General features: G+C 72.8%; 10 protein-coding genes. 1 reads left to right on the plus strand and 9 read right to left on the minus strand.

The window, feature by feature from the left end; genetic code table 11:
• Window positions 1–2 precede the first annotated feature (2 nt).
• Window positions 3–947 (minus strand): methionyl-tRNA formyltransferase, encoded by a 945-nt coding sequence (fmt, locus tag OHS33_RS06580; RefSeq protein ID WP_330329433.1) that lies wholly within the window; start codon window positions 945–947, stop codon window positions 3–5.
• A 305-nt stretch (window positions 948–1,252) separates the two neighbouring features.
• Here fmt and OHS33_RS06585 point away from each other — a divergent pair, with 305 nt between their 5' ends.
• Window positions 1,253–1,789 carry a hypothetical protein gene (locus OHS33_RS06585; RefSeq protein WP_330329434.1) on the plus strand — a complete coding sequence of 179 codons (537 nt, stop codon included), beginning with the start codon at window positions 1,253–1,255 and terminating at the stop codon, window positions 1,787–1,789.
• Window positions 1,790–2,156: 367 nt separating this feature from the next.
• On the opposite strand, the gene OHS33_RS06590 is transcribed toward OHS33_RS06585, so the two are convergent.
• From OHS33_RS06590 to OHS33_RS06625, 8 genes are all read right to left on the minus strand, one after another.
• Window positions 2,157–4,286, minus strand: coding sequence for a primosomal protein N' (locus OHS33_RS06590; RefSeq protein WP_330329435.1), 2,130 nt, complete (start codon window positions 4,284–4,286; stop codon window positions 2,157–2,159).
• 98 nt (window positions 4,287–4,384) lie between these two features.
• Complete coding sequence (metK, locus tag OHS33_RS06595; RefSeq protein WP_330329436.1) at window positions 4,385–5,593, minus strand: methionine adenosyltransferase; 1,209 nt, start codon at window positions 5,591–5,593, stop codon at window positions 4,385–4,387.
• Window positions 5,594–5,788: 195 nt separating this feature from the next.
• A complete protein-coding gene (gene coaBC / locus OHS33_RS06600; protein WP_330329437.1) occupies window positions 5,789–7,018 on the minus strand; it encodes a bifunctional phosphopantothenoylcysteine decarboxylase/phosphopantothenate--cysteine ligase CoaBC in 1,230 nt (409 codons plus the stop codon).
• Window positions 7,019–7,162: 144 nt separating this feature from the next.
• On the minus strand, window positions 7,163–7,435 hold the full coding sequence (rpoZ, locus tag OHS33_RS06605) for a DNA-directed RNA polymerase subunit omega (RefSeq protein ID WP_283451425.1): 273 nt from the start codon (window positions 7,433–7,435) through the stop codon (window positions 7,163–7,165).
• A gap of 38 nt (window positions 7,436–7,473) precedes the next feature.
• Window positions 7,474–8,037, minus strand: a complete 564-nt coding sequence (gmk, locus tag OHS33_RS06610; RefSeq protein WP_330329438.1) for a guanylate kinase — start codon at window positions 8,035–8,037, stop codon at window positions 7,474–7,476.
• A gap of 61 nt (window positions 8,038–8,098) precedes the next feature.
• Complete coding sequence (locus OHS33_RS06615; protein WP_330329439.1) at window positions 8,099–8,422, minus strand: integration host factor; 324 nt, start codon at window positions 8,420–8,422, stop codon at window positions 8,099–8,101.
• Window positions 8,423–9,006: 584 nt separating this feature from the next.
• Complete coding sequence (gene pyrF / locus OHS33_RS06620) at window positions 9,007–9,858, minus strand: orotidine-5'-phosphate decarboxylase (protein ID WP_330329440.1); 852 nt, start codon at window positions 9,856–9,858, stop codon at window positions 9,007–9,009.
• Between the two features lie 5 nt (window positions 9,859–9,863).
• Window positions 9,864–10,970, minus strand: coding sequence for a quinone-dependent dihydroorotate dehydrogenase (locus OHS33_RS06625; RefSeq protein WP_330329441.1), 1,107 nt, complete (start codon window positions 10,968–10,970; stop codon window positions 9,864–9,866).
• Between the last annotated feature and the right edge of the window lie 37 nt (window positions 10,971–11,007).

Genomic DNA, 11,007 nt, shown 5'->3' on the forward strand with positions numbered 1-11,007 from the left:
GTTCAGCCTACGTCGGCCCCGCCCAGGCGCTCGCCGGGAGCGATCCGCACCCCGCGCGCCCAGTCGGCCGCCTTCATCGGCTTCTTGCCCTGCGGCTGGACCCAGAGCAGTTCCACGGCGTGGGAGCCGGTTCCGACGAAGACGTTGTTCTTGGCGGGCGCCAGCTCGCCGGGCGTCAGGTCCGTCCGGTCCGTCACCAGGGCCATCGAGATGAGCTTGAGCCGCTCCCCGCGGAACACCGTCCACGCGCCCGGCGCGGGCGTGCAGCCGCGCACGACCCGGTCGGCGCGCAGCGCCGGGGCCGTCCAGTCCACGCGGGCGTCCTCGACGGAGATCTTGGGCGCGAGCGAGATGCCCTCGGGGTGCTGGTCGACGGCGCGCAGGGTGCCGTCCTCGATGCCGTCCATGGTGGCGGCCAGCAGACCGGCCCCGGCGAAGGCCAGGCGGGTCAGCAGGTCGCCGCTGGTGTCGGTGGGGCGGATCTCCTCGGTGAGGATGCCGTAGACCGGGCCGGAGTCCAGCCCTTCCTCGATCTGGAAGGTGGACGCGCCCGTGACCTCGTCCCCGGCCATGATCGAGTGCTGCACGGGCGCCGCTCCGCGCCAGGCGGGCAGCAGCGAGAAGTGCAGGTTGACCCACCCGTGGCAGGGGATCTCGATGGCGCTCTTGGGGATCAGGGCGCCGTAGGCGACGACCGGGCAGCAGTCCGGGCCGATCTCCCGGAGCCGGGCCTGGAACGCCTCGTCGCGCGGCCGCGCGGGCTTGAGGACCTCGATCCCGGCTTCCTCGGCGCGTTCGGCCACCGGGCTCGCGACCAGCCGCCGGCCGCGGCCCGCGGGCGCGTCCGGGCGGGTGATGACGGCGGCGACCTCATGGCGCCCGGAGGCGAGGAGGGCGTCCAGGGCGGGTACGGCGACCTCGGGGGTGCCTGCGAAGACGAGCTTCACCGGTGTCTACCTCGCTAATCTCGGCTGTCAGCAGCGCACCAGTCTATGCGGCGCCCGGGCCGCGCCCCACCGGCGGCCACCTCCTCCCCAGCTACGGTCATCCGCCCCACCGGCCCCCGCCCGCACCACCCACACGGGGGGCGTACGCACACGCGCGCGCCTCTCGCATATGCCGACACGCCCCCACAGCGTGACCAACGCGCCACATGACGCGTTGGTCAAGAGAGATTGACCCGAAGCGGGCCGCGTGTGAACGGTGTGTGCGGCCCGATCCGCTCCTCAGCACCGGTTCGAGAGGCTTCTTCATGGCCGACCACGCCACCCACGACGCCCAAGCGCGGGCCAGCCTGCACCTTCTGGTGCGGGACATCGAGCGGGTCCGCCGGCAGGTGGATGCGCTGCGTACGCTCACCGCCCAGCTGGGCAATGTGTACCGCCCGCGCCGCTCCGGCCCCTCCACGGGGTTCGTCGTCTACGGGCGCGCGCCCGCCCCCACCGTCCGCCTGGCGCAGGAACTGCGGGACAGCGTCGAGACGCTGGTCACCGCCGCGGTGGACTTCGACCGCTCACTCGGTTTCTCGTGGGACGCGGTCGGATCCGCCCTCGGGGTCACCAAGCAGGCCGTGCACCGGCGGTACGGGGCCCGGCGCGCGCAGGCCTCCGAGGCGGCCGAGCCGCTGGCCGAGGGAACGACCACGCGGACCCTGGGGATCCCCCCGATGTCACCGATGCCCACGATCCCGGCCGCCCGGTCGGTGCCGCCGCAGCCGCAGCGCGAGGAGTCCGCCGCGGGGGCCGCGTCCGCGCGTCCCTCGGCCTTCCCCGGCCCCCGCAACGGCTGACCGGCGACGGCCGACCCCCCTTCCGGGGCGTGAGCAGAGCGGGCAGCGCCCGCTCCCGTGCCTCCGGCGGCGCCTCGATCGCCGGCGTGGCTGGATGTGGCCCCGGGGGTGGGGGTGGGTTGGCGGAGCCCGTTTCAGCCCCGCCCGGAGGCGCCTCAAACGCCGGCGGGGCTGGGTATGGCCCCGGCCCGGGGCGGGTTGCCGGAGCCAATTTCAAACCCGGCCCGGAGGCGCCTCAAACGCTGGCGCGGCTGGATGTCGCCCCGGCCGGGGGGCGGGTTGGCGGAGCCAATTTCAGCCTCGCCCGGGGGCACCTCCCAGCGGTAGCTGGGGGAGATTGAGGCGCCCCCGGAGGGTCCCGTGGGCGTCAGCCGATGTCCGGCGGGTCGATCCGCACCCGGATCGTGTCCGCCACCGCGACCCCGCGGGCCATCCTGGCGGCCTGGGCCGTCTTGAGGGCCGCGGCCAGCGCGGCGCCGCTGCCCGGGGGCACCCGGACCAGGGCCCGCTCGCCGGGCGACGGCTCGCCCCGGCGGCCGTGCAAGGGCACCGGGCCCAGGATCTCCGCATCGCCCGGCAGCCCGGCCCCCGCCAGGAACGCGTCCAGCGCCTCGCGCCGCCCCGCCACCGCGGCCATCCGGGAGACCGGGGGGAAGCCCAGCTGCGCGCGCTCGGCCAGTTCCCGTACGGCGTGCCCCACGGGATCCCAGCGCACCAGGGCCTGGACCGGCCGCAGCGTCGGTTCGGCGACGACGACCACCGAGCCGTCCCCCCGGACCAGCGAGGCGGCGGCGATCCAGCGCCGCAGCGCCTCCTCCCCGGCCCGCAGGTCGGGCCGCGACAGCATCGCCCAGCCGTCCAGCAGCAGCCCGGCGGCGTACCCGGCGCCCTCGGCCACCGGTTCCGCGCCCGGCGTGCACACGATCAGCGCGGGCCGGTCGGGCACCGAGTCCAGCACGTGGTCCCGCCCGGAGGTCCGCACCGGGACCGCCGGGAACGCCCGCCCCAGCTCCTCCGCGGTCCGCCGGGCGCCGACCACCTGGGCCCGCAGCCGGACGGAGCCGCACTCCTCGCAGCGCCAGGCGGCCTCCCCGCGCCCGCACCACCCGCAGTGCAGCTCCCGTTCGTCGGGGGCCTCCAGCGGCCCCGCGCAGTGGCGGCAGCGGGCCGGGGTCCGGCACCGCTCGCACGCGAGCCGCGGCACGTACCCGCGCCGGGGCACCTGGACCAGGACCGGACCGGCCTTGAGTCCCTCCCGTACGGTCTCCCAGGCCAGGCTCGGCAGCCGGGCGGCGCGCGCGGCCTCGTCCCGGGCCAGCAGTTCGTCGCCCACGGTCCGGATCCGGGGCGCGCACTCCCGTACCCGCTCCCGGTCGGCGGCCAGCGGCCGGGCCCAGCCGGACTCGACGAGCTGGGCGGCCTCCACGGTGCAGCTGGTGCTGCCGACGAGGAAGGCGCAGCCGTCGGTGACCGCGCGCAGTTCGAGCACCTCCCGCACGTGCGGGAAGGGGGCGTGGTCATCGCTGTGGCTGGAGTCGCCGTCGTCCCAGACGGCCACCAGGCCGAGGTCCTTGACGGGTGCGAACATCGCGGCCCGGGTGCCGATCACGGCCTTCACCGAGCCGCGGTGGACGGCGAGCCACTGCCGGTAGCGCTTCTCGGGACCGGATTCGGCGGTCAGCAGCGCGTGCCGCCCCTCCCCCAGCAGCGCGGTCAGGGCGGCGTCCACCCGGGACGCGGTGCGCCCGTCGGGCAGGACGGCCAGGGCGCCGCGGCCGGAGGCGAGGGTGGCGGCCATGGCCCGGGCCAGCTCGTCGGCCCAGCCCGGCCCGGGCAGCGCGGTCCACACCGCGCGCGGGTCGGCTCCGGCCGCCAGGGCCCGCAGGAAGCCGGGCCCGGCCGGATAGCGCTCCCAGCCTCCGGGGTCCGGCGCGGCGGGCACGGGCAGCGGCTCCGGCGAGGGCTTGGCCTCGGCGCGGGCGTTGCGGGGCGGGAGGGCGAGCTGGAGGACATCGGCCAGGCTGCCCGCGTACCGGTCGGCGACGGCCCGGGCGAGGGCGAGCATGCGCGGGCCGAGGACGGCTTCGGGCGAGACGACCTGGGCGAGGGCCGCGAGCGGGCCGTTGTAGTCGGTGTCGGCGCGCCGCTCGACGACGAAGCCGTCGATGAGGCCGCCGCCCTCGCGGCGGCCCCCGTGCACCTGGTGGGAGCCCGCGCCGAAGCGGACCCGGACCCGGACCCCGGGCTGCGCGGCCTCCGACAGGTCCTCGGGGACGGCGTAGTCCCAGAGCTGGTCGAGGTGGAGCACGCCCTTGTTCACGAGGATCCGCGCGACGGGCAGTTCCCGGGCCAGCGAGGCACCGCGCCAGGTGCGCGGCTTGGCCTTGGGCGCCTTGGCCTTCGCCTCGGCGACCATCTCCCGCATCAGCGCGAGCTGTTCCGGCGCCCCGCCGGTCCCGTCTTCGTTCTGGCTGCTCACACCGGAATTCTCACCCATGCCACCGACAGTCACGGCACGGCGAACGACGCGCGGGACGGCGAACGGCCCCGGACCGTGAGGTCCGGGGCCGTTCGTGAAGCGTGATCCGGCTGTGCTTACAGACCGGCGGCGGCGCGCAGCGCGTCGACGCGGTCGGTGCGCTCCCAGGTGAAGTCCGGCAGCTCGCGGCCGAAGTGGCCGTAGGCGGCGGTCTGGGCGTAGATCGGGCGCAGCAGGTCGAGGTCGCGGATGATCGCGGCCGGACGCAGGTCGAAGACCTGGGCGATCGCGTCCTCGATCTTCTGCACGTCGACCTTGGCGGTGCCGAAGGTCTCGACGAAGAGACCGACGGGCTCGGCCTTGCCGATCGCGTAGGCGACCTGGACCTCGCAGCGCGAGGCCAGACCGGCGGCGACGACGTTCTTGGCGACCCAGCGCATGGCGTAGGCGGCCGAGCGGTCGACCTTGGACGGGTCCTTGCCGGAGAAGGCGCCGCCACCGTGACGGGCCATGCCGCCGTAGGTGTCGATGATGATCTTGCGGCCGGTGAGGCCGGCGTCGCCCATCGGGCCGCCGATCTCGAAGCGCCCGGTCGGGTTGACCAGCAGCCGGTAGCCCTCGGTGTCCAGCTTGATGCCGTCGTCGACGAGCTGCTTGAGGACGTACTCGACGACGAACTCGCGGATGTCGGGAGCGAGCAGCGAGTCGAGGTCGATGTCCGAGGCGTGCTGCGAGGACACGACGACGGTGTCGAGGCGGACGGCCTTGTCGCCGTCGTACTCGATGGTGACCTGGGTCTTGCCGTCGGGGCGCAGGTACGGGATGGTCCCGTTCTTGCGGACCTCGGACAGGCGGCGCGAGAGCTTGTGCGCGATGTGGATCGGCAGCGGCATCAGCTCGGGCGTCTCGTCGCAGGCGTAGCCGAACATCAGGCCCTGGTCGCCGGCGCCCTGCTTGTCCAGCTCGTCCTCATCGCCCTCGACCCGGCTCTCGTACGCCGTGTCGACACCCTGCGCGATGTCCGGGGACTGCGCGCCGATGGACACCGAGACGCCGCAGGAGGCGCCGTCGAAGCCCTTCTTCGAGGAGTCGTAGCCGATCTCGAGGATCTTGTCGCGGACGAGCTGGGCGATCGGGGCGTAGGCCTTCGTCGTCACCTCGCCGGCGATGTGCACGAGACCGGTGGTGATCAGGGTCTCCACCGCGACGCGCGAGGTGGGGTCTTCCCTGAGCAGGGCGTCGAGGATGGTGTCGCTGATCTGGTCAGCGATCTTGTCGGGGTGGCCCTCGGTAACGGACTCCGAGGTGAAGAGGCGGCGGGACACATCGCTCCCTGGGGTTGCAGCGGCTGCTGGCTGATCAATTGGCGGAACACTACCGGGAGCTGCGCCTGGCCGTGTTCCTTGTGCAGTTTATCGGTCGCCACCGTCTGCCGGACCACCCGTCTCGCCTTGTGGGAGCCGTGTGACCTGCGGCACTCCATCTTGTCTCATCGGACAGCCGGAGAAAAGGGCCGTCTTTCAGGCGCGTCGGAGGGTGACCGGCGGCGCCAGCCGGGTCACCACCTGGTCCCAGATGACATCGGCGAGGGCTTCCTTGGGTCCGTAGGGCACAGGCGTCTCGGCCCCGTCAGAGGCCAGGATCACAGCCTCGTTCTCCTCGGAACCGAAGGTCTTGGCCTCGCCCACCTCATTGACGACGAGGAGGTCGCAGCCCTTGCGGAGCAGCTTCGCCCGCCCGTTGGCCAGTACGTCGTCGGTCTCGGCGGCGAAGCCGACCACGACCTGGCCCGGCACGGAGCGCCCGGCGGAAAGCTCCGCGAGTACGTCAGGATTGCGGACCAGGGCGACGGGCGCGGGCTCCTGCCCGTCCTGCTTCTTGATCTTGCCCTCGGCATAGGCGGCGGGCCGGAAGTCGGCGACCGCGGCGGCCATCACCACCGCGTCGGCGTCGGCGGCCGCCTTGAGCACCGCCTCCCGCAGCTGCAGGGCCGTCCCCACGCGTACGACGTCCACCCCGGCGGGGTCGGCGAGCGCGGCGTTGGCGGCGACGAGGGTGACCCGGGCCCCGCGGGCCACGGCGGTCCGGGCGAGGGCGTAGCCCTGCTTGCCGGAGGAGCGGTTGCCGAGGAACCGGACCGGGTCCAGCGGCTCGCGCGTACCGCCCGCGCTGATCACGACGTGCCGTCCGGCGAGGTCGGGCCCGGCCTCCGCGCCCCGCCGCAGGATCCCGCGGCACACCTCGAAGATCTCCTCGGGGTCGGGCAGCCGCCCCTTGCCGGTGTCCTTGCCGGTGAGCCGCCCGACGGCGGGCTCGATCACCACGGCGCCCCGGCGGCGCAGCGTGGCCACGTTCTCCTGGGTGGCGGGGTGCTCCCACATCTCGGTGTGCATGGCGGGGGCGAAGACCACCGGGCAGCGGGCGGTGAGCAGGGTGTTCGTGAGCAGGTCGTCGGCGAGGCCGTGGGCGGCCTTGGCCAGCATGTCGGCGGTGGCCGGGGCGACCACGACGAGGTCGGCGCCCTGGCCGATCCGCACGTGGGGCACCTCGTGGACGCTCTCCCAGACCCGGGTGGAGGCGGGGTTCCCGGAGAGTGCGGCCCAGGTGGCCTCGCCCACGAAGTTCAGCGACGCCTCGGTCGGCACCACGCGGACCTCGTGTCCGGACTCGGTCAGCCGGCGCAGCAGCTCGCAGGCCTTGTAGGCGGCGATCCCGCCGCTGACCCCGAGCACGACCTTCGGCTTGTCCACTGCGACTCCCTCGTCACCTCACGCGCCGCCCCACCGGGACGACATGACACCGACACCGACACCGACCCTAAGACATGACACACCTCAGGCCCGGCAGTCGGTCTACCGGGCCTGAGGTGACAAAAATCGGGTGTCGCGTGCTGCTTAGGTGGCCGGGGCCTCGATGGCCTCGGAGGTCAGCAGACCCGCGTTGATCTCGCGCAGCGCGATCGAAAGCGGCTTCTCGTGGACGTGGGTGTCCACCAGGGGCCCGACGTACTCCAGCAGGCCCTCACCGAGCTGCGAGTAGTACGCATTGATCTGACGGGCACGCTTGGCCGCGTAGATCACGAGGCTGTACTTCGAGTCGGTGGCCTCGAGCAGCTCGTCGATCGGCGGGTTGATGATGCCCTCGGGCGCAGACATGGAAGAGGACACGCTCTACCTTCCGAAGATGGGTAATGATCGAACAACGATCAAACAACTGCCACCAAGGCTAGCAGCTCGCGGGCCACGTCCTCGACGGAGGTATTGACAAGGGTGGTGTCGAACTCCTCTTCGGCGGCGAGTTCGATCTTCGCGGCCGCCAGTCGGCGCTCGATGACCTCGGCCGATTCCGTGCCGCGGCCGGTCAGCCGGCGGACCAGCTCCTCCCAGCTGGGCGGAGCGAGGAAGACCAGCTGGGCCTCGGCCATCGACTCGCGGACGAGCCGGGCGCCCTGCAGGTCGATCTCCAGCAGCACCGGCTCGCCGTTGTCCAGGCGTTCCAGCACCGCGCCGCGCGGTGTGCCGTAGCGGTTGCCCGCGAACTCGGCCCACTCCAGCAGCTCGCCATTGGCGATCAGCTTGTCGAACTCGTCGTCTGTGACGAAGAAGTAGTGGACTCCGTGACGCTCACCGGGCCGCGGCTTGCGGGTGGTGGCCGAGACCGAAAGCCATACCTCGGGGTGGACCTTGCGCATATGCGCGACGACCGTGCTCTTGCCGACCCCTGAGGGGCCGGAGAGCACGGTCAGCCGCGGACGTACCTCTGCTGCCATAGAGCGATTATCCAGGCTCCCAGGACTGCCTGAGAACACCGGGAGAACTTCGGGTGACGCGTCAGGCGCCGCTGCCGCCGAACTCGCGCTCCAGGGAAGCGATCTGGTTGGAACCGAGACCTCGGACACGCCGGGACTCGGAAATGCCGAGGCGCTCCATGAGCTGCTTGGCGCGGACCTTGCCCACGCCCGGCAGAGACTCCAGGAGAGCGGACACCTTCATCTTGCCGATGACATCGTTCTCCTGTCCCTGCTTGATGACCTCGTGCAGGGATGCACCGGAGTGCTTGAGTCGATTCTTCACCTCGGCCCGCTCCCGGCGAGCCGCGGCGGCCTTTTCGAGCGCGGCTGCGCGCTGTTCAGGGGTAAGGGGCGGAAGAGCCACGCCTACGTCACCTCGGATGTCGAACTGTCGGATACGGACCGGTGGGGAACACAAGGCACCTCACCAGGCGAGCCCCACGAACGACGGTCCCGCAGGTCCGCCGTTCGTTCACTCTGGTCGGAGACTAGCGGCCGCGGCCGCTCCAGTCAGCGAGAACGGACGAAAAGTCCTGGTCAGCCTCCACTGAACCGTACATCACGGACAAAATACCCCGGTTTTGTCCGGCGGAGGACGTACGAATTCGTCATGTGGACCGATGGGCCGGCCCCACGGCGGACGTGAACGACCCGATCCCGCGGTCGGACGGCGCCGCCCCGCCGCATCCAGCCCCGCCGGCGATTGAGGCGCCGCCGGAGGCACACGGGCGGCCACCGCCCGGCCGCATCCAGCCCCGCCGGCGATTGAGGCGCCGCCGGAGGCACACGGGCGGCCACCGTCCGCTCAACTACGCCTGAGGGGCCGCTGACGCCGGCGGGGCCCTCCTGGGGCGCCTCAAACGCCGGCGAGGCTGAGGTTGGCCCCGCCACATCCAGCCTCATCGGCACGCCGGCGGGGCTGAGGTTGGCCCCCGCCAGGGGGGTGCGTCAGGCCGACGCGATGGCCTTGCGGATGGCGTCGGCGAATTCGAGGGCCGAGGCGCGGAGCGCGGCCGCGTCGGGGCCGTGGCTCAGGACGCCGCGCGACACGTTCGGGACGACGTTGCGGACGGCCGCGCCGAAGACCGCCGGGAGGTCGGCCGCGGTGGCGCCCTGCGCACCGATGCCCGGGGCCAGCAGCGGCCCGTTGATGTCCAGGTCGAAGGAGGACAGGTCCCCGAGGGTCGCACCCACGACCGCTCCGAAGGAGCCCATCGGCTCCGCGCCGGTGTTCTCCGCGGCCAGGTGCGCCAGCATCGTCGCACCGATGGTCCGCCCGTCCTCGCGCACCGCCCGCTGGACCTCCGCGCCCTCGGGGTTGGAGGTGAGGGCCAGGACGAAGAGCCCGGCACCCGACTCGCGCGCCAGCGCCACGGCGGGGGCGAGCGACCCGTAGCCGAGGTACGGGGAGACGGTCAGCGCGTCGGAGAAGAGCGGCGAGGCCGGGTCGAGGAAGGTCTGGGCGTAGGCGGCCATCGTCGAGCCGATGTCACCGCGCTTGGCGTCCATGACGACCAGCGTGCCCGCGGCCCGGGCGTCCGCGACGGTCCGTTCCAGCACCGCGATGCCCCGGGAGCCGAAGCGCTCGAAGAAGGCGGCCTGCGGCTTGAAGACGGCCACCTGGTCGGCCAGCGCCTCGACGACGGTCCGCGAGAAGCGCTCCAGGCCCGCGATGTCGTCGTTCAGGCCCCAGGAGGCCAGCAGGGCGGCGTGCGGGTCGATGCCGACGCACAGCGGGCCGCGGGTGTCCATGGCCTCGCGCAGGCGCTTGCCGAAGGGGATCACAGGGGCGGAGGTCACAGCGGTCACGCGGCCTTTCGGGTTTCGGCGCCCACCGCTTCGGCGAGGGTCGCGTACGGACTGGTGGCCAGGCGTGCGGCCAGGCCCTTGTGGATGGCGCGGGCGTAGAACGGGCCCTCGTAGATGAAGGCGCTGTAGCCCTGGACCAGGGTGGCCCCGGCCAGGATGCGCTGCCAGGCGTCCTCGGCGTTCTCGATGCCCCCGACGCCCACGAGGACGATCCGGTCGCCCACGCGGGCGTACAGGCGGCGCAGGACCTCCAGGGAGCGGGCCTTGACGGGCGCGCCGGAGAGTCCGCCGGTCTCCTTGACCAGTTCGGGCGCCGACTTCAGGCCGAGGCCCTCGCGGGCGATCGTGGTGTTCGTCGCGATGATGCCGTCCAGGCCCAGTTCCAGGGCGAGGTCGGCGACCGCGTCGACGTCCTCGTCGGCGAGGTCGGGGGCGATCTTGACGAGGAGGGGGACCCGGCGGCCGGTGACCGTGCGGTCCGCGGCTTCCCGTACGGCCGTCAGCAGCGGCCGCAGCGACTCCGTGGCCTGGAGGTTGCGCAGGCCGGGGGTGTTGGGCGAGGAGACGTTGACGACGAGGTAGTCGGCGTGCCGGGCGAGGCGCTCGGTGGAGGCGACGTAGTCGGCGACGGCCTCTTCCTCGGGCACGACCTTCGTCTTGCCGATGTTGACGCCGACGACCGTGTTGAAGACCGGACGGCGGTGCGCGAGGCGCTCGGCGACGGCCGCGGAGCCCTCGTTGTTGAAGCCCATGCGGTTGATCAGCGCCCGGTCGGCGACGAGCCGGAACAGCCGCTTCTTGGGGTTGCCGGGCTGCGGCTCGGCGGTGACGGTGCCGATCTCGATGTGGTCGAAGCCGAGCATGGACATGCCGTCGATGGCCACGGCGTTCTTGTCGAAGCCCGCGGCGAGGCCGAAGGGGCCGTGCATCCGCAGGCCGAGGGCCTCGGTGCGCAGTTCCTCGTGGCGGGGGGCGAGGGCGGCCGCGGCGAAGGTCCGCAGGACCGGGGTGCGGGCCGCGAGGCGGATCCACCGGAAGGCCGTGTAGTGGGCCTTCTCGGGGTCCATCCGCTTGAAGACCAGGTTGAAGAAGAGTTTGTACATGGGCTGAGGATCCTTCTGCGCTCATGAAGAGGGGGAC

Origin of the sequence: Streptomyces sp. NBC_00536 (genome assembly GCF_036346295.1) — a bacterium.
GTDB lineage: Bacteria > Actinomycetota > Actinomycetes > Streptomycetales > Streptomycetaceae > Streptomyces.